This is a genomic window from Phormidesmis sp. 146-20 (genome assembly GCF_052939475.1).
The window spans coordinates 1-23,630 of sequence record NZ_JBJPHT010000054.1; the positions used below are offsets into that span (position 1 = coordinate 1).

Consider the following 23,630-nt stretch of genomic DNA (forward strand, 5'->3'; position numbering starts at 1 on the left):
GGAACTCTTCTCCCCTAGAATGACCGGGATTCTATTTCTTGGCAAGTCCCTTAGCGCGATCGTGAGCTAGAAAGACGTGATTTCGATGAATCTCGCTTCGTTATTCAAGTCTTCTGCCCCCCAACCCCCCAATTCTGGGGGACTTTAAGACATTTGATTCAAAGTCCCTCACTTGTGGGAGATTTAGGGGGCTGAAGCCGATTCAAACGAAGCGATTAACGACTTATGTATACACGGTAGATGATCAAGGTGGGATTTCTAGCTCCTCGCCTGAGAGAGGTTGGGGAGGTTGTAGATGGGTTGTACTCAAAGATTGATTGGTATCAATCAGAGGATTCTCCATCGCGTCGTCCTAATTCGTAGATACCGCAACCCATACAGGCGAGAATTCCGAGGCTAATTCCCCAACTTTCGCCCAGGCTGATTTCGGTGACGACGTTGCAGAGTGTGCCGACGACTAGAAAAGGAAGAATGCTGCAAATTGAAGCATAGAAGGCGTTTTGAGATTCTCTAGCGGGGCGGGTTTTCTCAAATTCTTCGGCAGACGTGTAGAGCGATCGCTCCGCAAAATTAAGCCATCGATTCAATTGTTCGGTGACCCATTCACCCACGGGCGAAAATCCCAAATAGAGCGCCAGTGCCCACAAGCAGGCTCCTGCAATCTGAGTGGCTTCAACAGCGAAGGCAAACGGGCCAATTTCAAAAGACATTTGGTTGGATAGAGACGAAGGGAAAATGATGTAGCTGTATTGTCCGTCATTTTGACAAGATTAGAGAATTCCTACCGCGCATCCTTCATTCCCGACCGCGCATCCCTTCTAAGGCGACAACCGATCGACAACCCACCCCTCTCCCTGCCGTCGATACCGTAATCGATCGTGCAATCGACTTGATCGCCCCTGCCAAAACTCGATCGCGCTGGGCTTGACGCGAAATCCTCCCCAATGAGGCGGCCGGAGAATTTCCTGATTTTCGTATTGAACTTTTAAGTCGGCTAATCGCTGATCTAAAACGGCTCGATCGGGAATCACGCGACTCTGATCCGAAGTCCAGGCACCGAGGCGACTGTTGACAGGACGACTGTAGAAATATTCGTCGGATTCTGCATCAGAAACTTTCTCAACTGCGCCAACAATTCTGACTTGACGCTCTAACTCAGCCCACAAAAAGACGATCGCCGCATGAGGATTCTCAATCAACTCTTTGCCTTTGTCGCTTTCGTAATTGGTGTAGAAGACAAAGCCGCGATCGTCAAAATGTTTGAGTAACACAATCCTGGCCGACGGAATGCCTTCCTTGCTGGCAGTGGCGATCGTCATAGCGTTGGGTTCGAGCAGTTGGGCTGCGACGGCCTGATCAAACCACTGCTGAAATTGTCGAAACGGGTCGGGGTCTACGTCCTGTTCGGTGAGTGCGCGAAGCGTGTAGTCTTTCCTCAAATCTGCGATCGACATATCCATCTCTATTGAAGTTCCTATCCTTCCTGCATTGTATTTCTATCGAGAAGGTGATTGCTGGATGTGGACAATTGATCAATCCTCAATGAGAGCGCTATCATGTGCGATTTCCCCTTCTCTAGGAGTGACTTCATGAACTTGCTGCTGGCCGGAGACATCGGCGGAACGAAGACGATTTTGCGATTGGTCGAATTGCAGCCCGACCAAGGGTCGCTTCATTCGCTTTATGAGGTTCGCTATCCCAGCAGTGACTTCCCGGATTTGGTGCCGATGACTGAGACGTTTTTGGCGGCTGCCACCCAGGAATTAGGAGAATCTGTCTCGCCCCAAAAAGCCTGCTTTGCGATCGCCGGGCCGGTCATCAACAACACTTCCAAAGTGACAAACGTGGGCTGGTTTCTCGAAGCCGATCGCATCTCTCAAACGCTGTCCATTCCCAAAGTGACGCTGATCAACGATTTTGAAGCGGTGGGCTATGGCATTCTCGGTCTGGAACCTGCGGATCTGCACACGCTGCAAGTGGGATGCGCCCAAAAGAATGCACCGATCGCCGTCATCGGCGCAGGAACGGGTCTAGGACAGGGTTATCTGATTCATTTTGATGGCAATTATCATATTTTTGGATCTGAAGGCGGTCATGCTGATTTTGCGCCCCGATCGGACTTAGAGTTTCAGTTATCCAGCTACTTGTTGGCCAAACACAACATTGAGCGAGTGTCCGCAGAGCGGGTGATTTCGGGTCAGGGCGTGGTGGCAATTTATCAGTTTTTGCGCGATCGACACTATGCGACCGAAACGCCTGAAGTCGCAGAGGTGGTGAGAGAATGGGAATCTCAAATTGGGCGGACTCCTAAAACGGTGGATGCAGCGGCGACGATTTCAAAGGCGGCATTAGAAGATCGCGATCGTCTGTCCGAAAAAACCATGCAAATGTTTGTCGAATCTTACGGCGCAGAGGCGGGCAACCTGGCGCTCAAGTTCCTTCCCTACGGCGGTTTGTATGTCGCGGGAGGCATTGCAGCCAAGATTCTCCCGTTGATTAAAGAAGAGGGATTTTTGCAGGCTTTTATTCACAAAGGTCGGATGAGTTCGGTTTTAGAAAGAATTCCGATTCACATTGTTCTCAATCCTCAAGTCGGTCTGATTGGTGCGGCGTTGTGTGCGGCCAGACTGTGAGCCAAGAAAGTTAATTTCCAATTGCATTAAACCCGATCGCGGATCTCTTGTGTAATCCTGGATCATGCACCAGAAACCACAGGAAGGATGCTCACATGGATGACAAATTAATGTTGATGATTCCCGGCCCAACGCCTGTACCAGAGCAGGTTTTGTTGGCCATGGCTAAACATCCGATCGGACATCGCAGCGGTGATTTTGGCAAGATTATGGCAGAAGTCACCCAAAATTTGAAATGGCTGCACCAGACGCAAAATGATCTGTTGATTCTCACGGCCAGCGGTACGGGCGTGATGGAAGCGGGGATCATTAACTTCTTGAGTCCGGGCGATCGAGTTTTGGTTGGCTCCAATGGCAAGTTTGGCGAACGCTGGGCAGAGGTCACTGACGCATATGGGTTGAAGACCGATCGCATTACGGCAGAATGGGGCAAACCGCTCGACCCAGACCAGTTTCGTCAAGCGCTAGAGACAGACACCCAAAAACAAATCAAAGCTGTCATCGTCACCCACAGCGAAACCTCGACAGGTGTCCTCAATGATCTGGAGACGATTAACCGTCACGTCAAAGCCCACGGAGAAGCGCTAATCATTGTCGATACCGTGACCAGTTTGGGTGCGATGAATATTCCTGTAGATGCGCTGGGGTTGGATGTCGTGGCATCGGGTTCGCAAAAAGGCTACATGATTCCGCCGGGGTTGGGGTTTGTGGCGGTGAGCGCTAAAGCGTGGGAGGCTTACAAAACGGCTAAACTGCCTCGCTACTATTTAGATTTGGGCAAATATCGCAAAGATGCCGCCAAAGATACTACGCCTTTCACGCCTCCAATTAATTTGTTCTTCGCACTACAAGCGGCTCTGAGAATGATGCAGGCTGAGGGCTTAGAAAGCATTTTTGCAAGACATCAACGCTTACTTTTGGCGACTCGTGCCGCGATCAAAGCGATGGGCTTACCTTTACTTGCGGCCGATGAGTGTGCGAGTCCTGCGATTACATCGGTGATTCCGAGTGGCGTGGATGCTGAAAAAATCCGCTCTGTGATGAAGAAGCGGTTTGACATCGTGCTGGCGGGTGGACAGGATCACCTCAAAGGTAAAATCTTCCGCATCGGGCATCTGGGATTTGTGAGCGATCGCGACATTCTCACGGCGATCGGTGCCCTAGAAGCCACGCTCCAAGAACTCGGATATGAAGGAGTGCAGTCGGGTGCTGGAGTTGCGGCAGCGGCCAAAGTGTTTGCAAATTCTTAGTTCCGATTGAGAAACTTGACTTTAGCTGAAGCAGCAGAAGCCTCACGCCATAATCTCTGATTTGGCGTTGAGATGAATGCGAGTGAGTTGACGACGCTCCCCTCTCTTACCCAATCCCCTACGGAGGGAAACCCTCCTCCAGGGTTGGGCGCTGATCTATGCCAAAGGCGCGGGAAGGGGAGATGGAGGAAATGAGCAAATCTCTCATGACACAAAACGAGTGTGATATAATCAGGGCAAGGGTTTGAGCTAATCGCCGCTCTGAAATCTGAACCACGACAACTCAGAATATGGGGTTGCACCGAGTAATAGACGTTCTGCGTCGCTTTCTGTTGGTGCGTAAAATTCTGACAGTACAGAGGTTGAACATACTTTTTGTACTTGTTCACAATCTGCGGTAGGGCATTCCGTGGATCTAAAACAAAGCTCAGGTAACGTCCGATGCAGTAGCAGGAGTCACTGAGAAGCCTACTCCATACCGAAAGGTTGGTGTAGGAGTATGTCACTTTATTTGCCCCACTTTTTGCGGTACTCCTCTAGCTGATACTTTTGGTAAATCGATCGCCACTGCCAATCTCGAATCAAAACCCCTTCTTTAATCGAGAAGTGAACTCTGGCAGAATCTGAATGAATTGTTTTGGGATTGATATCAGTCTGATAGGTTTGAATGACATCAAAGTTAAAGACCAGTCCATATACAATCTGCAAAGCAATCAGCAAACTGAGGTATTGCACCTTTCTAACTTTCTCAGAGGTGGCAATCCAATAGATCACCGAAAACAACACAGGAAACAGATATCCATATTCATGAGGCAACCTGAAAAACATGATCTGGTTATAAACCACACATAGAAAAGTACTATAAAAGATCAGTTTCTCAGCCTGAGTATTTTGGAATGGATTATCGGCAATCTTTCTAACTAAAAAAGTCCGTTCTTGAAAGAGAAAAGCACCTAGTAAAACAAAAGCAGGCAGTCCCCAAAAGTAGATGTTTTTATAAACAAATCTGGCAATAATTCCCACAAACCCGCCAGACGCATCGGGGCCAATTCCCAAAAAAGAAAGGGTCATCTCAGACGCAAAGAATACAGGTAAATAAAAGACAGCCGATGCAACCAGAAAAAGAATAAAGCTCTGAACTAAAAGCCTTCTAGATTTAGAATCTTTTTGAACATAGCAGAAGTAAAGGAAGTAAGCGATCGCTGCCATCGGCCCATAGGTAATCCTCGAAGAAACGGCCGCTGCAAAGATCAACGCCGCCCATCTGAATTTCTGATCAATTAACAGAAAGACACCCAACACAAAGAAAAATGCAGCATAGATGTAATCGATCGACGTAGCAGACGCAATCACCCAAAAGGGATTTACCCCGATCGCCAGCACCGATAATATAGCAATTCTAGTCGTTGTAATTCTACGAAGTAGCCGATAGAAGATAAACAACGTAGTCACAGACAACACGACAGAAACAAGATTAGCAAGAAAGAACCCTCCGATTTGGGAGGCAAGCCCGATCGCGATTTCTGGAATTAAGTATCCCTGAAACCGAGAGGACACATACTTTCCTTGACTGATTAGTGTATTCCAGGTATTCAGCATCCGATAAGTATCGTCATCATTACCATAGCCGCCCAGCGCAAACACACTGTAACTAGTCAGTAAAAGTCCTAAAGCACTGTAGATATTGTTAAATCTCCAATTCTTCGTCAAGCGGTTCATAGAGTTCCTCCGCTGATTTTAATTATGTTATTACGAGTAGCAGATGCACTGTAGCGATCGGTTATCCGAGTATATGTATTGAGAATTATCTCTTTATTGGCACATCAGCGCTAACTATCTGTAGAGAGACTTAAGGGAAAACCATGAAGGCAGTTTGTATGTAAAATTACATGAATGATTTGCGAAAGGCTGGAGGCGTTGCAAAATTAGGTTACATCCATCGTCTCGGAGAGTAGGAACATTGACCTAAAGCGACTCCCCGATCGCCTGTTGAATCCTGTGTTGAATCATAGTTTTGTTGTACAACTTCTCCAGCTCATATTGCTAGAAATTGAAAGTGATGAGTCCAGAAGAATTTAGAGAAGTTACATTAATTGAACTAAGCGATACAACCAACGAACAAACGCTGTGAAGTAGATTTATCAGAAGTAATACTAGAGGTAATACTAGTCTGATCTTTCATTGCTATAAATGTGCGCCCCCCTGACTACGGCATCTCCTCTTATAAGGGCTGCCGTGTACACACACGTTGATCGATCTGTCATTGCTGAGATCCTTCGCCCCCTAAATCCCCCAAAAATGGGGGACTTTGAGCCGTCGTCCTGGCTTTGAACTTTGGAAATCTTTCCTTTGTCAAAGTCCCCCAGAATGGGGGATTTAGGGGGCTGAAGCCGCCTGAAACGAAGCGACAACGACTTGTGTGTACACGGTAGCAGGGTGGGAATTTTATAGAAGCGGAATTTTCTAGCTCCCCGCACTAAAGAGGGGTTGGGAAAGGTCAATTTGTTTCACCTAAAAATTGATTGGATGTCAACTCTTCTCCAAGGCCAATTTTGCCGCACCGACGATGCCCGCTTGATTGCCTAACTCGGCTTTGAGCAACTGCAATCCATTTCGAGAACTGGGCATGACTCGCTGCTCGATTTCTGTCAGCATCGCTGGAAAGAAAAACTCAGCACTGGCACTAATGCCGCCGCCAATCACGATCGCTTCTGGGGTCAACACATACACCAGACTGCTCAAGCCAATTCCCAGATCGCGTCCATAAAGCTGCCAAAACTCCAGCGCATTTGGGTCGCCTGCCTGAGCCAGCTTGCCCAATTCTTCAGGCTCCAGCCCTGTGCGCCGACGAACCGCCTGAATTGACGTATATTGCTCCAATGAGCCACGGTTGCCGCTATTACAAGCAAACCCTTCAGGATGCAGCGTAATCAGCCCCAACTCACCCGCCGCCCCTTCTCGCCCGACAAACAGCTTGCCATTGAGCACGATCGCGCCCCCGACTCCTGTTCCCAACGTCAACAAAATCAAATCTTGAAACGATCGCCCCGCTCCTAGCCAAGCTTCGCCCAATCCAGCACAGTTTGCATCGTTTGCCAAAATCGTCGATCGCCCCGTTTTTGCTTCGAGCCAGTCTGCAAGCGGGACATTCTGCCAGCCTGTTAAATTAATCGCAACTCTGGCAATTCGTCCTTGAGCGTCTGCTGGGCCAGGGGTGCCAACGCCGATCGCTGTGCTTTGTCCGTCTGGATCGACTTGTGAAATAGCCGCTACGATCGCCGTCAAAACCGCTTCGGGCGTTGCAGGTTGAGGAGTCGGCACGGTGAGAGACTGCAAACAAATCCCTTGTGAATCAAACCGCCCCAACTTGATCGCCGTTCCGCCTAAGTCAATGCCCAAAACTTGCTGACTCATCGCCCTCTTAGCCTCGCCTTTGCGTGAAACTGTAGAACTTTATATCACTAATTAGGAGCCAGCAAGATTTTGATAACGCCGCGCAAGAATCCAATATCTCGTAGTCGTTTCAGTTGCTTTTCAGCTTTGCGGTAATGCTGAGGAATTGCAACCTCTACGCCTGAATCATCCGTTAGAAATGACTTCAAACCTACATCAATCCCGATAGTATTTTCCATCACTGGAATATCAGGGCTGAGAGCAGGAACCGAAGCATCTTCGAGACTCAAAACAACGTACCAACCATCAACTTTGTGAGTAATGGCTGCCGTCTTGATTGTGAATCCATCGGGTAGCGGACGGTGCTGAATCAGTTTCACCTTGCCAATTGTCGGAAGCTTGATAAACTTGCCTTGAATGCAGTCTTGTTTGATCTGAGGGAATGTGAATGAGCGATATCGTCTATGTCCTTTGAATCGTGGTTTCCCTGATTTCTTACCGTTGCCGTCCCCTTTCAACCATCGGTCAAACGTCTTCTTTACTCTCGCAATGCAGTCTTGCAGCACTTGAGAATGAATCTCTGCATACTCAGGAAACAGCGCCTTAGAATTCACCAAATCGCGCTTCTGAGAATAAAAATCAGGATTGTCTCTCAACTCTGGGATATGGCAAATCAACGGGCAAGCGTTGATGTCGCAGCAATTTTGCTCATACCAAGAAAACCGCTCACCTAAGCGATAGTTGTACTGACGACGCAACAAATCTAGCCACTCGCTCATGGTGGCGGCTTGGCTAGAGGTTGGACGTAATCGGTACTGGTATGCGGTTCTCATGCGATAATTATAGCACACGTTCATTTATTGAAAAGCAGTGAAGCGCGAGTACAAGACACGTTCTAGAGGTGTTAGCAATCTACACGCTCATCTAGTATTGACAACCAAATATCGATACAGCGTGATCACAGAACCGATGCTGGAAAGACTGAAAGAGATTATTAAAGATCTCTGCACCAAGTGGCAGTGTGAATACGTTGAAGGCAACGCAGAGCCAAATTACTTTCACTTGGTTTTCAGGTTCTTCCCCCAAACTGATCTTGATAAATTTATTGGCAACATCAAAAGTGTTTCAAGTCGCAAAATGAACCAGGAGTTTGCAGAACATCTAGAAAAAATCTACTCCCCAAAAATCAGTCGTAGAACTGGCGAGAAGACCGCTAGAGTATTTTGGAATGAGTCTTACTCGATTGATTCGGTGGGTGTCACAAAGCTAGACATTCTGATTCGATATGTGCAGACACAACCAAAAGAACTCCTAGACAAAGTAACTCGTGGTGAGTTGTAAGAGTGTGGCGTTTCCTCATCGATGTCAATCTCTCACTCAACGACGTTTCGTCTTGTTCAAGACATCAATTCGTCAGCGCCTTGGCTTTCATCCCGACGCTTGTGAGTACAGGTAGAGCGCGGGGCTTCCCGCCGAATTTGCTAAATGAAGAACTGCTATCCCTGAGTTTTAGAAAATGGCGCTTGTCTCTTCTGATTTAATCCCATGTTGTGGATCAAGGTTCAGAGTTTCTTGGCATGAGTTAATCGTGGAATGTTCGCAATCATTGACCGATTCCCAGGATGTCGTCATTAGCTGCACGATCGCTGAAGACTTTCCTCTCCAGAACATTCCACACCCAACTAGCAATCTGCATATGATGGTGAAACTCGGTTCACTCGACTTCAGCATTGCTCAACAAATTCACCCTATCTCTCTACCGCTCAATTACAACTGCACTGTCACTGATCCCGCTCTATTGCATCTTGTCCAACTGTTGCAAACTGAGATACAAGCCCCCCAAGTTATGAGTGAGATCGTGGTCTCGTCGATCGCAACGGTTCTCACCACACACTTATTACACGCCTGGCAAACCGAAGCGTGCAAACATTAAACACACTCACGAAATTGTTTTGGAGTTAGCCCGATCGCTTTGCGAAACTGCATTGTGAAATGGCTCTGATTAGAAAACCCAACTTGATAAGCGACTTCTGCGGCCGAAAGCCGTGTGGTTGAAAGTAAAACCTTGGCTCGTTCGATCCGACGCTGGGTAATGTAGCGATGGGGCGGTTCTCCGGTGGCCGTTTTGAAGGCGCGAGCAAAGTGAAACTGACTCATAGGGATCAGAGCGGCTAGAGTAGCGATCGCTAACGCTTCGGTCAAATTTTCTTCAATATAGTCCTTAAGTTGCTTTAGCTTTAGACCATTGAGATGATTGTCTTCAAGGGTCGATTTGATTGAGGTTTTGGTGTGGTTTCTGAGTAAATGAACGGCTAATAGATTTCGCAACGACTCTACATATAAATTGCCAGCCATTCCTGCGGTCAACACCTCTGTTTTTAATAGCTGTGAGATATGTAAGATCGTGGGATCTTGAAAGATAACTCGGTGTTCAACGTCTAGTGAAGACAGTCCATTCTCAATTGCAATCTGATTTAACAAAGCGTGGTCGAGGGTTAAATTGACATACTCACTCGGCTTAACTCGGCGGTGCCAAACAAACTCTCGTCCTCCATACAGAAAGACGCTGCCAGCAGGTAAGCTCGTCTTCTGAGACTGACCATCCACTGACCAAATCACTTCCTCGTGCGGCGCAAAGGCAATACTCAAACTGTGCTTAGGCATTGCAAAATCAAACTCGCCCACGGCATCCAGCCGACCATACTCAACCGTCAAACCCTCCCACTCGCTTTTCACGATCGCTAGAGATTGATCAGGTGTGGACAACCGCATAGGAATCTGGGGTAAAAAAATTCACGCTGAATGCCTTTTCATCCTACTCAATCGTCAGGATTTGCTAGAGAATTTTGTGCTTTAAAAGCATCAAGGATTTCTATGATCAAGATTGAGAGAAGAGATCAAGATTGAGAGAAGCACGATCGCTCATCCATTTTTGCCAACCAGCACATCGACGATCGGCTTGGTCACCCAATTTAACCCAACCCGAAGCTGATGTTTGAGAGTCGGCATCCGATTGAGGTAAGCCAGACGACGAGCGACATATGCGAGAGGCCCTTCTAGCTGAACTCCTAATCCTGTCAGCGTGGCGTTGTCGATGCCCAAAGTCATCATTTCACCCAAATACTGATAGCGGAAAGGCAGCAGGGGGCGGTCGCTCAAAGAGGCCCAGATATTCCAGCCAGCATAGTCGGACTGTTGAAACGCTGCTTGAGCTGTCGGTGGCACCTGTTGCCCATCTGCATCTTTGCAGTCAGCCAGATCGCCCAGCGCAAAAATTTCGGGACGATCGACGACCTGTAGCGTAGGCGTGATCAGCAATTGTCCGCGTTGATTTTGTTTGAGCGGCAAACTTTGCACCACTTCATTGACACGAGTGCCCACCGTCCACAGCACCAACTCAACCGGAATCGTATCCACTGACCCCTTGTAAAGCATCGACATCGAATCGGCTGTAATCGACTCAACCGTCGTTTCTAAATCGACCCATATGCCGCGTTCTTCTAGCGCCCTGGTCGCTGCGTCTCGGTTGTGAGTGGGAGATGACCGTAAAATCTGATCGCCCTGCTCGACCAATCGCACTCTGGCTCGATCGCCCAACACATCCGCCAATTTGCACGCTAACTCTACGCCGCTGTAGCCCGCTCCGACAATGGCAATTCGGATTTTGTCAGCGTCCGATTCTTTGAGTTCGCGCAGGCGTTCTTGGAGACGGTAGGCATCGGCGATCGTCCGAAAGGGAATGGCAAATTCAGCGGCTCCAGGCACTTTATCTAACGGAGTTTCGCCGCCCATTGCTAACACTAAGCGATCGTAGGTCACCGTTTCTCCATCTTGCAGTTGCACCCGTTTTTGGTCGAGGTCAATCTGCTCAACCGCCGTCTGACAAAACCGAATGCCTGTCCCTTCGAGCAACTCTTGATACGGGGGGGCGACTTCCCAGGATTGCAGTTCCCCCGTCACCAACTCATAAAGAAGCGGCGAAAATAGGAAGCGATCGCGCTGATCGACCAGGACGATTTCAGGTTTAGTGGCTTTTGTCCAGGGCAGTTGGCTCAAGCGCAGTGCGGTGTACAGACCACCAAAGCCACCACCAAGAATGCAAATCCGAGCAGGTTGTTGCGACATACAGAGAAGGGATCAGGGGACTTTTCCTCATTGTAAGGAAGACTGGGGGAGTTGACACTCCCCGGTCTGAAGACGCGGGGATTCTTAAGAGAGGTTAACCCTTAACGGCTGTGCCAAGCAGCCCCTAAACTGTCCGAGAAAATCATCCAGCTTACTTGTATGCTTCCTCAAGATATTCAGTGCCCCATTCGCATCTGCGTTGACGACCCACCCTTGAGCGGTGCGGTACAGTCCGCGCTTAATGCGCTTGCCGCTGAATTCATAAGTTCTTGGATTATCCGCATTCCAAACCGGAACCGGGTCGCCATCAAGCGAACTTGCTTTGCTGGTGTACGACTCTTCTTGCTCAATCACGGCAATTCCGTACCGTTCGCAGAGGCTTTCCAGCTTGCGCTTAATAAAGGTAAAAACGGGAATCTGTGTGAAGTTCTGATTGTTGCGGTTGCCCAGATTGATCCCTTGTTTCAGGTCAGGGTTGTATCCCACAACAATCGTGCTGATGTCTCGTTCGATGCACCAGTTGATCACGTAACGAGCGGATTTATTCAGGAAATCTTGAACTTGATGATTCCGCTTGTTCAGCAATGCTGCTTGTCGGTTCGTCAAACCCTTGATTCCCTGCAAATCCTGAATCGATTGCAGTCGTGCATTTTCTTTGTTGTATCCCTGATTAATCGACTTAATTTCACGTCCGTTCAGAATGAACGATTCTCGTGTCGTGCTGACACAGGTTGCAAAGTTATCCAATCCCAAATCGATGCTCAACATCTCTTGAGACGGGTTAACTTGCTTCTCTTCAGCACCTTCATAGACGTAGGCGACATCAAAGTAGCGTCCTCCCAATTTAGGGAGAATGCGAATTTCTTTGATGCTTAACCCTCTGAGTCTTTCAGGGATTGTGAAAGAGATTGCGCCGTACTCCCGTCGAAACTTTCTCGATGTGGGAACGGTGAATTCCCAATTCTTGCTAGGCATCTTTTCGAGGTCTCTAGGGCGAATTGGAATCACCAACAGAAAGTATCCCTCCTTGGGCAAATAGCCAGGAATATTTACTTTCACGCTCAATTCTCCACGTTGTTTCATTCCAAGCAACTTGAAGAACGATTGAAACGAACGGTCAACGATTTTCAAAGTCTGTTGAGCAATGTCTGTCGCCAACAATTCGTAATTTTCATTCCCCTTCGAGTGATGATAGTTGCCCTCATACCGAAGATGCTTTCGCTCTTGAAAGAAGTATTGACGGACGTTGTACAGCCCGACGTTGAACATATTCTTGCTCAATCGACAAAGCTGTTTTGCAATCTCCGTCTCTGCTTTATTCAATTTCAAACGATTAGTTTGAGTGAGAAGCATATCCAGTTCCCGCTACGAATACGCTCATTATGGCGGGCAGACAGTTAAAACCGCTAGTTCGTTTTTCTGCTCAGGTCTGAAGACGCTGAGTTCCCAAACGTATCAAGAGTTTCTGATGGGCGGTGATAAATCACAAACCGTCAATTCTGCCTTGATCGACTCTTCCCGGATGACCCAATTGGATGCAAAATAGCTTAAATCAAACGTGAACTCAATGCAGTTTCTCATGCTGGTTGTGAATCCAGAAGAGCCAGCGTCTCCATTGAGCAGATCCTTCATTAGAATTCTTGTCTGACAGTCCCCCAAATTTGGGAGGTTGGGGGGCAGAAGATTTCAACAACGCAGCGCGAAGACCTGGTTGAATTCACGTTGAATCAAACTCTGTAGGGATGAGGCTATGAAGTTAAAAGTGGGGCTGCTGTTTGGGGGGTGTTCGGGAGAGCATGAGGTGTCGATCGTCTCGGCGGGTGCGATCAACAAAGCGTTGAGAACGGGTGCCAATGTTGATAAATACGAGGTGCTGCCGTTTTACATTCAAAAAGATGGCTACTGGCAAGGGGGAGACGTGGCTCAACAGGTGCTCACATCGGGGGTTGCGGTCTCTCAAGCCGGAGCGTCTCGCTGGCAGTTTCCGACTCAGGCGGCTGACGTAGAGGTCTGGTTTCCCGTTTTGCATGGCCCCAATGGTGAAGACGGTACGGTGCAAGGGTTGTTGACGCTGATGCAGGTGCCGTTTGTCGGATCAGGAGTGTTGGCTTCCTCAATGGGCATGGATAAGATCGCCATGAAAACGACTTTTGCTCAGGCTGGATTGCCCCAGGTGAAGTATCTGGCGGTAACGCGCGCTCAGGTCTACTCCAATCCCTGTGTTTTCCCCAAACTCTGTGACCAGATTGAATCGGAACTCGGTTACCCCTGCTTTGTCAAACCTGCCAATCTAGGATCTTCAGTCGGCATCTCCAAAGTCAGAAATCGCGCCCAACTCGAAGCCGCTTTAGACAGCGCTGCCAGCTACGATCGTCGCATCATTGTCGAAGCGGGCGTGGTTGCCAGAGAAATCGAATGTGCTGTTTTGGGCAACGATCAGCCTCAAGCCTCAGTGGTGGGAGAAATCACTTTTGAGAGCGACTTTTACGACTATGAGACAAAATATACGGCGGGTCAGGCTCAAATGATCATTCCTGCCAATGTGCCAGAAGCGATCGCGACCCAAATTCGAGAAAGCGCGATTCAGGCATTCACCGCCGTCGATGCGGCCGGGTTAGCGCGAGTCGATTTCTTTTATGTTGAGTCCACCGGAGAAGTCTTGATCAACGAAATCAACACCTTTCCTGGCTTCACATCTACCAGCATGTATCCCGAAATGTGGGCTGCGACGGGCGTTCCGTTTTTGGATCTGGTCGATCGACTAATTCAACTCGCGCTAGAAAAAAATTTGTCAAGTTAGAATCATGCGATGATTTCAGAGTCAAATTCTCTTATGAGAACCGCTTCCAGAGGAACTTGCAACTGCAATCAGAGTATCGACCATTTTTATCGTTGTGGGAGAGAACTGAGGTAAGAAAGTTCAATTGCTGTTTTATCTTCCGGTCTGGAAGCGATCGGCATCAAATGTGATGTTGACCTACCCAATCTAAGGGACGCGAGTTTATTAACCTGAAATTCTTTAAATATGCTTGGTCAGTTGATTTTGGCTTCGTTTCAATGGGTTGCAGCCCCCTAGATCCCCCAAAATTGAGGAACTTTGAAGCTTGAGCCCGTTTTGAATTCCAGAATTTTTTTGATCTCAAAGTCCCCCAGAATGTGGGATTTAGGGGGCGAAGTCGCTTGGCAATAAACGATCTTATTTAATTCGCGATCCTAAACATTACCTGAGCATTAAAAAAGGGCAGACAGCTTGCCTACCCTCAAAACTTTAGAGCGACCTAGATCGCCTGTTTAATAACGAGAAGAGCGATTGCCACCCGACCAGTTGCCGCCAGAGGTGCCTCTTTCTTCGCGGGGTCTTGCTTTGTTGACTTTGAGATCACGACCCATCCATTCAGCACCATCGAGCGCTTCGATCGCGGCTGTTTCTTCGGCTTCGTTTTCCATTTCTACAAAAGCGAACCCTCTGAGTCGTCCGGTTTCCCGATCGGTGGGTAGCTGCACCCGCTTGACGGTTCCGTACTCGGCGAAGGTTTGGGTCAGGTCATCCTGCGTCACTTGGTAGGACAGGTTGCCGACGTAAATTGACATAACGTATCTCCAGAATCAGGAAGTGTAGGGAGTTAGATTCGGAGAAACGTCGAAAAACGAATTACACAGCCGAAAATAAACCTTGAGATTAAGGCTAACACAGCTTTGCGGGGGCGTTAAGTTTCGATTTGAAAAGTACAGAAATGTTTACTAAACGAGGAAAATTGGGCATAGATTCAGCCCTTCTTTCTACAGTACCACTCTCTATGCCACTCTCGATTGTTGAGGAAATTGTTCAGTTAAGTGGTTGATCAGTGCGTTTAACCACGGTTGAAGAAGAATTTATAAAGAAGGGTTAATGAACAGCGCTCCCATTCAGCGGATTGGGGATCGAGTCATCCAGTTCAAAAGGCTCGTGGTCTGCACCGATGCTACAGCGCTCCATACTATAGACAAAAACACCGCCCGTTTCGATCTTGTAAACCCAGCCATAGATGCTGATTTCGCCTTTGTGCAGCTTTGAGTGAATGACGGGATAGGTACGAAGATTCTCAATTTGGGTGAGGACGTTTTCTTCGATCGTCGCCGCCAACAGATCGTCGCCTTCATACCCCTGATAATTTTCTTTGATCAAGCGGCGGGTGGCTTCGGCATGTTTGAGCCAGTTGTAAACCAGCGGCATGTCTTCCTGAAGGTCGTTGAGATGCAGCAAGCCCTTCATCGCGCCACAGTCTGAATGTCCACAAACAATGATTTGCCGTACGCCTAGCGCCTGAACTGCATACTCGATCGCCGCTCCTTCGCCTCCATCGGTCGCCCCAAACGGCGGAATCACATTGCCAATATTGCGAATAATAAATAACTCCCCTGGATCAGTTCTGGTGAGCAGATTGGGATCAATGCGCGAATCGCAGCAGGTGATAAAGAGCGCTCTGGGGTGCTGCTCGTGAGAAAGCTTCTCAAAAAATTCCTGGTGTTCAGCGAAGTAGTGAGTCTGAAAGTCGTGCAGTCCGGCAATAATTTTTCTCATGAGAGAAGTTTTGTAATGGAGTGGCTAGAGTTACTTTACTGCCCAAAAGTAGGAGCCAAGGGATTGAAAAATTAATGGGAGTGATTAGGCTACCCTCTTGCACTTTGTATCAGAGAACTTCAATTGGTTTGGTCACCTGATTTACACTAAGTTGATCTATGACGTTGATGAATCGATCGCAATGACAAATTTCTCAGGAACGCTGCCTTTGCAAGTCGGATTGGTGGGTACGGGCTTTGCAGCCAAACTTCGAGCAGAGACGATCAACGCAGACCCACGGGCACAGCTCAATGGCGTTGCGGGGCACAGGTCAGAAAAGACTCAGGAGTTTGGTCATATCCATCAGACGCAAGCGTTTAGTATTTGGCAAGAATTAATCGATAATCCTCGTCTAGATCTGGTCATTATTTCTGGGGTCAATCGAGATCATGGCCCGATCGCTCGTGCGGCCCTGCAAGCTGGCAAACATGTTGTAGTTGAATATCCCCTGTCATTGGATGTCAAAGAAGCTGAAGAATTAATTGCCCTGTCCAAGTCCAAAAACTGCTTACTACATGTTGAACATATTGAACTGCTGGGTGGCGTTCATCAAGCGCTGATCGGGTCTCTGCCGCAAATTGGCATTCCTATTTATGCTCGCTATGCCACCGTGACTCCTCAGCATCCCGTTCCGCAAAAGTGGACTTATCATACTGAATTGTTTGGCTTCCCACTATTTGGAGCGTTGTCTCGGCTGCATCGGCTAACTCATGCGTTTGGAGAAGTTGAGACTGTTTATTGTCAAAATCGCTATTGGCAACTCAACGATTCTTACTATAGTGCTTGTCTTTGTGCGGCTCAGTTGCAGTTCAAAAGTGGGCTAATTGCAGATGTGCTATATGGCAAGGGCGATGCTCTCTGGCAATCTGAGCGCAAGATGGAAGTGCAGGGCGAAAAAGGCGGGCTGGTCTTTGATGGCGATGGCGGGCTGTTGATTAATGCGGAAGGTAGTCAAGCGATCGCCGTTGGTGCCCGTCGCGGGTTATTCATCAAAGACACCACCGCAGTCTTGGATCATTTAATTCAAAATACGCCTTTATACGTCAGCGCTGAAGAAAGTTTATATACCTTGCGAGTGGCAGAAGCGGCGCGACGATCGGCAGAAACTCATCAAGTGTGTCGGGTCTGAACCTTGGAGAACGATCGCGCCGATCAACTATCCTAAAGGAAGTATCGATTCGTTTCTAACGCCATGATTTCGCTCTCTCCTCACCTGAAAGCTAGACTCGCAGAACCGCTCAAAATCGGTCACTTTGAGGTCAAAAGTCGTGTCTTGCAGTCTCCTTTGTCGGGCGTGACAGATCTGGTGTTTCGGCGGTTGGTGCGTCGGTTTGCGCCAGATTCGATGATGTATACCGAAATGGTCAACGCAACAGGGCTGCACTACGTCAAAGAATTGCCCAAAATTATGGATGTTGACCCTAACGAACGCCCCATCAGCATCCAGCTTTTTGATTGTCGTCCCGATTTCCTGGCAGAAGCGGCCAAGATGGCCGTTGCAGAAGGAGCCGATACGGTTGATATCAACATGGGCTGCCCGGTCAATAAAATTACCAAAAATGGCGGCGGGTCTTCTCTGTTGCGCGATCCAGAAACGGCGGAAGCGATCGTTCGGGCGGTCGTGCAAGCGGTTGATATTCCCGTGACGGTGAAAACTCGCATCGGCTGGACTGAAAAAGAAATCAATATTCTCGACTTTGCCAAACGCATGGAAGATGCGGGCGCAAAAATGATCACCGTTCACGGCCGGACTCGCGCTCAAGGCTACAATGGGCCTGCCAAATGGGAGTGGATCGGGCGCGTCAAAGCAGTGCTTTCGATTCCGGTGATTGCCAATGGTGATATGTTTTCGGTTGAGGCGGCGGTGCGATGTCTGGAGCAGACGGGTGCAGATGGAGTGATGTGTTCGCGGGGGACGCTGGGCTATCCTTTCTTGGTGGGCGAAATTGATCACTTTCTAAAAACGGGCGTTGAAAAGGTCAAACCCACCCCGATCGAGCGTCTCGAATGTGCCCGTGAGCATCTCCAAATGTTGTGGGAATACAAGGGCGATCGGGGAGTCAGACAAGCTCGAAAACATATGACTTGGTATGCAAAAGGCTTTGCGGGGGCGGCAGAATTGCGCGGTCAGTTAAGTGTGATCGAGAATGTGGCGCAGGGATTGGTGATTATTGATCGGGGTATCGATCGGTTAACAAACTCTGGTTGGCAAGAAGTTGAGGAAGCCGAATCTCAGCTAGTTGAAGTCTAGCGATTCAACCTTCTTCAGAATGGCCGTCTTTCTTCCCAAACAAACGTTCAAAGTTTTCTTCAGCATAGCGAATATTCTCCTCATTAGGCTTTCCGTTTTCGTATAGAGGAGGCATTTTTTGATATTTCAGCGATGGATGAAAGAAAAGCTTACGGATTGCCTCCAAGTCATCTCGGTGGCTCAAAACGTAGGCTCTAAGCTCAGGAACACTCATTTCATCAAAATTCGGTTTCGTCATGATATAAATTCCCAAAGTCCATCAGGTGGCACAAGAATTTGAAGCTCTTCGCTGACTAAGATGAACACATATCCAGTAAGGGGATCAAAGCGAAAAAGCTGAACATCTCGATAGTAGCTAGAGAACAATTGACAAACGCGCAGGCAGGCATGAGCTTGCTCATCAGTAGGTAAAATTGGTCTTTCCTCAATTGTGGCATAGATCAATATACAGCGAATGTGCGATACAGTTCTTTCGCTTCGATGTTCGCGCTTCTGCCCTCCAAGCTGCCAATTCTGGGGGACTTTTGGATAAGAGTTTTAATGTACCTCTTTAACCGATCGCCGCTTCGGGGTGATGTTGTGGCAGCGTGACTGTAACCGTGGTTCCTTGGTTAACTTGGCTGTCGATTTGGATTTGTCCGCTGTGGTTTTCGGCAATCACTTGAGCGATCGCCAGTCCAAGTCCTGATCCGCCTGTTGCCTTGGTTCTAGCCGGATCGACGCGGTAAAAGCGATCGAACAAATGGGGGAGCGCTTCTTCTGGAATTCCGATTCCGGTGTCTGTAATTTTGACTTGAAAGTAGTCAATACTTAAACGCTTTATTTTTTGCAACTCAACAATAACTTTGCCATTTGCAGAAGTGTACTGAATTGCATTGCTCACCAGGTTCGTAACTAATCGAGAAAGCTGATCGCGATCGCCTTGCAAAATCCATTCATCTTCAGAGTTCAGAGTGATTGAGAGCGTGATTTCTTTTTCTGTGGCGATCGTATCCTGTTCCTCAACCACTTCCATGAGCAGATCATTAAAATCAATCGATACCCATCTTTGCTGAATGATTCCACTGTCTTGTCTCGCCAGAAATAAGAGATCATCTACTAATCGTCCTAAGCGGCGAGTTAAGCGTTCGATGACCTGTAGGTGATAGCGTTGGGTTTCAGGTTCTGAGTCTGGATCGGCGAGTGCAACCTGAACGTTAGTTTGAATGATGGCGATCGGGTTCCTCAATTCATGAGAGGCATCTGCTGTAAACTGTTTCAATCGCTGGTAAGACTCGCGAATCGGCTGCATTGCTAGACCTGAGAGAAGCCAGCCACTAGTCGCCACGATCGCCACCATCACACTCGTGCCCAAAATCAGATCCCAGACCAGTTGACGAGTCGGCTTGGTAAACTCAAACCAGGGTTCACTCACTCGCAAAAAGCCCAAAGTTTGCCGTCCAATTTGGATTGGTTGGGTGACTTGTCGCAGCAGACGATCGTCTGACATTCTCACCGTTTCACCATATTTATTGACGTGTAGCGGAACGATCAGCGGCGTTTTGAGCGTTGACCAAAGCACATCCCCCATCGGACTAAACCACTCCAACTCAATGTGATCGTCTTCGATCGGAACTGGGTTATCGCGAAAGCTAGACTCGACATTGACGCGCACGCCGCCGCCTTCTTGATGAAGATTGATCGGTTCGATGACGAGCGATCGCTGCACTACTTCTACTACATGATTAAGCGTGTCGTCGATTCGTTCAATTAACGTACTGCGAACATATAAATAAAACCCACTGGCAAACACTAACAGCAACACTGCCGTGACCATTGTGTACCAGAGTGCAAGCCGACGACGAGTTGCCTGAAACATGTTAGGAGCCGAGGCTAGGGACTAAAAAGATTCTAACGTTTCAAGCAGCACAGCACTTCTGAAGTTAGTTCGATGAAGTTTTTTTGCTACGGTGATGAGCACTTTCTCCAAGCTGCCAATTCTGAGGGACTTTAAGACATGTCGCCCGCTTTCACAAAAAAGTTATACAAAGCTAGATAAAATCTACTCTCAAATTCATCTCGGTTTCTAAACTGGCTCCTGGCTCAAGATAAAACAAGCGATCGCCCGAATTCAACGCATTTCGACCCGCGCTCCAGGGTTCCAAACAATAAAAATCTTTGCCCTTTATCGTCCAAAAAACTAGCGTGGAAAGGTTGTTACTATAAGTCAGCGTCATGCGCGTGTGACGGCTCAGATCGCTAACACTGGCCGCCTGACTACTGAGGTGAGGAAACGCCCAATCAATCTCATCGCGATCGAAGTCAAAGGTATTGGAAAACGATCGCACTTCTTGAGTTTGGTGATCTTTTGCCTCATTCGCTGGAATTTCAAAGCGCAGTTGATTTTTATCAGGCACTAAGAAGTAGGGATGAAACCCGATCGAGAACGGCATTGATTCATGAGATCGATTAGTAAACCGATGGTGAGTTGCTAACGTTTCACCTTGCAGGGTGTACGTGAACTCTAATAGAAAATCGAACGGATAAACTGCACGAGTCTGATCGCTGCTCGAAAGTCCTAACTTAATGCTGACGCGATCGTGAGTGACTCGATCCAGCACCTCCCACGGCAAATCTCGTGCAAATCCGTGCTGTTTGAGCGTGTAGGCTTGTCCGTTGTGCGTGTAAGTGTTGTCGGGCAGATTGCCACAAATCGGAAACAGAATCGGAATGCCCCCCCGCACCGAAAGGCTGGGATCTGCAAACCGGGCGGTATCCATGTAAAGTAACTCTCGACCCTGCACCTGCCAACTGGTGATGATGCCTCCACGATCGGGAACCACCTCTAGCCGAGACTGGGCAGCCTGGTCAGTGAGAATATAGGTGTCATACTGCTGTCGTCGAAAGGCGATCGCAAACACAGGCTTTATCCCTGATAAATCATTGGCTTATAGCGTAGCAAGTTGCAAAAGAACGCGGTGTTCACTACTTTACTCTTCAGAAGAAATAGCTGCTGCGACTTCTCTAGGCAAGGGAGCCTGAGCGTAGCGCTTTTTCATCGGTTCTAAACTATTGCTTGGTTTGGGAGATGCGGTCGGAGAAATTGAAGGGACGGCGACCCCATTTGGGCTGAGATTCCCCGAAGCGTCTCCTTGCTGTTGGGGCGTTGCGTCGGGACTGGGAGGCTCTGTCGCCGTGGGACTGGGGGATGTATCCGGCACGATCGTTGGGCTAGGCGTGGGATCTGAGATAAAGGAGTCGTTTTTCCAGGGTTGAGCGCCCGAAGGATCGTCACTGGGTTGAGGGAGGGGCGTGTCAGCAGGCGATTCGGTGGGGGGAGCCGTTTCAGAGTTGGGCGGTTCGGCAGATGGACTGTCGATCGGCATCTCAGAATCGGGAGCCTCGATCGCGGGAGCCGTTTCAGAATTGGGCGGTTCGGCAGATGGAGCAGGATCGGGCGATTGACTAGCGGGTGTCGATGGGGCGGGCGTAGAAATCACCGTACGCGATCGCGCATCCAAAATCACAGGCGACTTGAGTGGCTCTTGAAAAATATCAGACACATTCTCGATCTGACGCAAAATCTCAGTGCCCCGATCGCCGCTCACCACTTTGGGCTGATAGCTTTTCACCTCGACAGGCAAAAATTCTACCTTCATCTGATTGTCTTTTAGACCGACTTTAAGAACGGCGGTATCGTAGTCGCTGCGAGAACTTCCGCCAAAGATAAAGTTGCCCAACGAATAGACGATCGGGCGACCCTTATAAATCTCTGCACCCTGAAGAATGTGAGGATGATGACCCACCACCAGATCCGCGCCCTGGTCGATCGTGAAGTGGGCCAGATCCATCTGAGCATCGGTGGGATATTTCGCCAACTCCACGCCCCAGTGATAATTGACGACCACCCAATCGACCTGATCTCGAATAGCTTTGATGTCGGCAGCGATGCGATCTTGCTGTCCCTCATTTGTGCCAGGGGTAGAGTCGCCTGCTGTCTGAAAGTCTCCGTCATAGTAGCCCAGATACGCAATGCGCTGACCTTTGACATCGATGATTTCGGGGCGGCGGGCTTCTTGAGCGTTGCGGCCTGCGCCCACATAGTCAATGCCTGCCTGATCGAGCGTTTTCAGCGTTTCCTCTAAGCCGATCGTCTGGTAGTCCATCACATGATTGTTGGCCAGGTTGACGATATCAATGCCGCCATTTTTTAGGACTTGCGCCGTCTCAGGGCTGGCTTTAAAGTTAAATTCTTTGTTGGGTTGAGGCGTGGTGGCAGTCGTCAGCGGAGCTTCTAAATTCACCATCGCCACATCTGCCTGACGATATTCTTCTAGTCCTGCAAACGCCCACTTGGGATCGCTGCCCACCAGATCTGTGTAGGCATCCGTCAGGGCGACATCTCCACCAAACATCAGGGTAGCCGTGGGATCAGTGGAATCGGTCGTCTCGTGCTTTTCAACCGGGACGTTGCCCATCGCCGTGAGAATGCTATCCGGGCGGATCGAAGCCATCGGAGACGCAGACGCACTGGTTTGCTCCGCAGGCGCATCACTATACCCCAGCCAGCAGCCCATGATAAAAGCCGCCGCCGTCGTGCCCGTCAAAAGCAGCGATCGCAGTGCCCGAAACTGAACTTTTTGGCGAGTGGCTTGCTGAACGCGCGATCGCAGAGGCAGCGGATGATTTGCTGAATGATTTAAAGAAGGTTTTGGAGAAGCTTTGCGACCCAGTTTGGCGCGACGAGCCGGAGACATGACGCGAACCGACTGCTGCCAGAGGGTTTGGGGCTGACCCACAAATCGAGCCGTCACCTGCACACCTTCGATCACTTCAGAGTTGAGTTTCCAGAGATGGTGGCAGATAAACCGTACCAGACTGCCCCGAAATTCCGGCGATTTGGCATCGTGTTCGGGTGACGGGTGAAACTCTACGAGTATCTGCAAACAGCCTGGCTGAAGGGCTGCCTCGACTCGCGCATAAAGATTATGAGGTAGGAGAAACACGTTAAGCCAATAAGCGATCGCCCTAAAGTTGCCTGAGCGGGCCAGTTCTACAACCGATGGCTGATAATGATCACCTGCGTTCATACTTCAACTCCCACACACACGACATCAGATACCATTGAGATGCAACCAAAAATGACAGTAGCTCATCGTTCAGCAGGCTGTCTGAGAAGAGCCACAGCATTATTAATACTCTAAAACTCTCCATTTGCACTAAAATTATCCGATTTATCTCCAGAGTTTTGGGGGTTGAGGCTCAAAATGGGTGAGTTTAGCGGCGATCGACCCCAAAGTAGATGGGCAGAAGTGGATGGGCAGTGGATTGAATTGGCTTCTCGACGATCAAAATTAACGTCCCTTCCGTAAAAGAGATTCGCTTCGTGGTTGAGCGCT

Annotated in this window: 22 protein-coding genes; 7 read left to right on the forward strand and 15 right to left on the reverse strand. The window is 48.8% G+C overall.

Annotation, left to right across the window (positions count from 1 at the left end; translation table 11 throughout):
- Window positions 1-323 precede the first annotated feature (323 nt).
- Both ACKFKH_RS27855 and pdxH read right to left on the reverse strand, forming a co-directional pair.
- On the reverse strand, window positions 324-710 hold the full coding sequence (locus ACKFKH_RS27855; RefSeq protein ID WP_446861614.1) for a hypothetical protein: 387 nt from the start codon (window positions 708-710) through the stop codon (window positions 324-326).
- A gap of 108 nt (window positions 711-818) precedes the next feature.
- A complete protein-coding gene (pdxH, locus tag ACKFKH_RS27860) occupies window positions 819-1,460 on the reverse strand; it encodes a pyridoxamine 5'-phosphate oxidase (protein ID WP_446861615.1) in 642 nt (213 codons plus the stop codon).
- Between the two features lie 129 nt (window positions 1,461-1,589).
- Here pdxH and ACKFKH_RS27865 point away from each other — a divergent pair, with 129 nt between their 5' ends.
- Window positions 1,590-2,633 carry a glucokinase gene (locus ACKFKH_RS27865; RefSeq protein WP_446861616.1) on the forward strand — a complete coding sequence of 348 codons (1,044 nt, stop codon included), beginning with the start codon at window positions 1,590-1,592 and terminating at the stop codon, window positions 2,631-2,633.
- Window positions 2,634-2,728: 95 nt separating this feature from the next.
- Window positions 2,729-3,883 carry a pyridoxal-phosphate-dependent aminotransferase family protein gene (locus ACKFKH_RS27870; RefSeq protein WP_446861617.1) on the forward strand — a complete coding sequence of 385 codons (1,155 nt, stop codon included), beginning with the start codon at window positions 2,729-2,731 and terminating at the stop codon, window positions 3,881-3,883.
- 507 nt (window positions 3,884-4,390) lie between these two features.
- On the opposite strand, the gene ACKFKH_RS27875 is transcribed toward ACKFKH_RS27870, so the two are convergent.
- From ACKFKH_RS27875 to ACKFKH_RS27885, 3 genes are all read right to left on the reverse strand, one after another.
- Window positions 4,391-5,602: an ArnT family glycosyltransferase gene (locus tag ACKFKH_RS27875; RefSeq protein WP_446861618.1), complete on the reverse strand. Its 1,212-nt coding sequence runs from the start codon at window positions 5,600-5,602 to the stop codon at window positions 4,391-4,393.
- A gap of 810 nt (window positions 5,603-6,412) precedes the next feature.
- Complete coding sequence (locus ACKFKH_RS27880; protein ID WP_446861619.1) at window positions 6,413-7,297, reverse strand: ROK family protein; 885 nt, start codon at window positions 7,295-7,297, stop codon at window positions 6,413-6,415.
- Between the two features lie 47 nt (window positions 7,298-7,344).
- Window positions 7,345-8,109: an RNA-guided endonuclease InsQ/TnpB family protein gene (locus tag ACKFKH_RS27885; protein WP_446861620.1), complete on the reverse strand. Its 765-nt coding sequence runs from the start codon at window positions 8,107-8,109 to the stop codon at window positions 7,345-7,347.
- Between the two features lie 37 nt (window positions 8,110-8,146).
- Here ACKFKH_RS27885 and tnpA point away from each other — a divergent pair, with 37 nt between their 5' ends.
- Window positions 8,147-8,617: an IS200/IS605 family transposase gene (gene tnpA / locus ACKFKH_RS27890; RefSeq protein ID WP_446861621.1), complete on the forward strand. Its 471-nt coding sequence runs from the start codon at window positions 8,147-8,149 to the stop codon at window positions 8,615-8,617.
- A 247-nt stretch (window positions 8,618-8,864) separates the two neighbouring features.
- Entirely contained in the window at window positions 8,865-9,209 is a 345-nt protein-coding gene (locus tag ACKFKH_RS27895; protein WP_446861622.1) for a hypothetical protein, read from the forward strand.
- Here ACKFKH_RS27895 and ACKFKH_RS27900 read toward each other — a convergent pair.
- The 3 genes from ACKFKH_RS27900 to ACKFKH_RS27910 all read right to left on the reverse strand — a co-directional run bounded on the left by ACKFKH_RS27900 (window position 9,206) and on the right by ACKFKH_RS27910 (window position 12,754).
- Window positions 9,206-10,048, reverse strand: a complete 843-nt coding sequence (locus ACKFKH_RS27900; RefSeq protein ID WP_446861623.1) for a helix-turn-helix transcriptional regulator — start codon at window positions 10,046-10,048, stop codon at window positions 9,206-9,208. The two genes, ACKFKH_RS27895 and ACKFKH_RS27900, sit on opposite strands and share 4 nt — an antisense overlap.
- A gap of 150 nt (window positions 10,049-10,198) precedes the next feature.
- Window positions 10,199-11,401 carry an NAD(P)/FAD-dependent oxidoreductase gene (locus ACKFKH_RS27905; protein ID WP_446861624.1) on the reverse strand — a complete coding sequence of 401 codons (1,203 nt, stop codon included), beginning with the start codon at window positions 11,399-11,401 and terminating at the stop codon, window positions 10,199-10,201.
- An 84-nt stretch (window positions 11,402-11,485) separates the two neighbouring features.
- On the reverse strand, window positions 11,486-12,754 hold the full coding sequence (locus tag ACKFKH_RS27910; RefSeq protein ID WP_446861625.1) for an RNA-guided endonuclease InsQ/TnpB family protein: 1,269 nt from the start codon (window positions 12,752-12,754) through the stop codon (window positions 11,486-11,488).
- 397 nt (window positions 12,755-13,151) lie between these two features.
- Here ACKFKH_RS27910 and ACKFKH_RS27915 point away from each other — a divergent pair, with 397 nt between their 5' ends.
- Window positions 13,152-14,201: a D-alanine--D-alanine ligase family protein gene (locus ACKFKH_RS27915; RefSeq protein ID WP_446861626.1), complete on the forward strand. Its 1,050-nt coding sequence runs from the start codon at window positions 13,152-13,154 to the stop codon at window positions 14,199-14,201.
- 491 nt (window positions 14,202-14,692) lie between these two features.
- Here the strand turns inward: ACKFKH_RS27915 and ACKFKH_RS27920 are convergent, their stop codons facing one another.
- Window positions 14,693-14,992, reverse strand: coding sequence for an RNA recognition motif domain-containing protein (locus ACKFKH_RS27920; protein WP_446861627.1), 300 nt, complete (start codon window positions 14,990-14,992; stop codon window positions 14,693-14,695).
- A 295-nt stretch (window positions 14,993-15,287) separates the two neighbouring features.
- Window positions 15,288-15,962 (reverse strand): carbonic anhydrase, encoded by a 675-nt coding sequence (locus ACKFKH_RS27925; RefSeq protein ID WP_446861628.1) that lies wholly within the window; start codon window positions 15,960-15,962, stop codon window positions 15,288-15,290.
- A 97-nt stretch (window positions 15,963-16,059) separates the two neighbouring features.
- On the opposite strand from ACKFKH_RS27925, the gene ACKFKH_RS27930 reads away from it, so the two are divergent.
- Together ACKFKH_RS27930 and dusB are read left to right on the forward strand one after the other, a co-directional pair.
- Window positions 16,060-17,130: a Gfo/Idh/MocA family protein gene (locus ACKFKH_RS27930; protein WP_446861629.1), complete on the forward strand. Its 1,071-nt coding sequence runs from the start codon at window positions 16,060-16,062 to the stop codon at window positions 17,128-17,130.
- 63 nt (window positions 17,131-17,193) lie between these two features.
- Window positions 17,194-18,252 carry a tRNA dihydrouridine synthase DusB gene (dusB, locus tag ACKFKH_RS27935; RefSeq protein ID WP_446861630.1) on the forward strand — a complete coding sequence of 353 codons (1,059 nt, stop codon included), beginning with the start codon at window positions 17,194-17,196 and terminating at the stop codon, window positions 18,250-18,252.
- 4 nt (window positions 18,253-18,256) lie between these two features.
- On the opposite strand, the gene ACKFKH_RS27940 is transcribed toward dusB, so the two are convergent.
- The 5 genes from ACKFKH_RS27940 to ACKFKH_RS27960 all read right to left on the reverse strand — a co-directional run bounded on the left by ACKFKH_RS27940 (window position 18,257) and on the right by ACKFKH_RS27960 (window position 23,321).
- Window positions 18,257-18,490 (reverse strand): DUF6887 family protein, encoded by a 234-nt coding sequence (locus ACKFKH_RS27940; protein WP_446861631.1) that lies wholly within the window; start codon window positions 18,488-18,490, stop codon window positions 18,257-18,259.
- Window positions 18,487-18,696, reverse strand: a complete 210-nt coding sequence (locus ACKFKH_RS27945; protein ID WP_446861632.1) for a DUF6888 family protein — start codon at window positions 18,694-18,696, stop codon at window positions 18,487-18,489. The genes ACKFKH_RS27940 and ACKFKH_RS27945 overlap by 4 nt, the downstream gene beginning before the upstream one ends.
- 106 nt (window positions 18,697-18,802) lie before the next feature.
- The gene (locus tag ACKFKH_RS27950; protein ID WP_446861633.1) at window positions 18,803-20,110 is read right to left on the reverse strand and encodes a sensor histidine kinase; all 1,308 of its coding nucleotides are present in this window, start codon (window positions 20,108-20,110) and stop codon (window positions 18,803-18,805) included.
- Between the two features lie 172 nt (window positions 20,111-20,282).
- Complete coding sequence (locus tag ACKFKH_RS27955; RefSeq protein ID WP_446861634.1) at window positions 20,283-21,152, reverse strand: aldose epimerase family protein; 870 nt, start codon at window positions 21,150-21,152, stop codon at window positions 20,283-20,285.
- Between the two features lie 69 nt (window positions 21,153-21,221).
- Window positions 21,222-23,321 (reverse strand): CapA family protein, encoded by a 2,100-nt coding sequence (locus tag ACKFKH_RS27960; RefSeq protein WP_446861635.1) that lies wholly within the window; start codon window positions 23,319-23,321, stop codon window positions 21,222-21,224.
- Window positions 23,322-23,630: the final 309 nt, after the last annotated feature.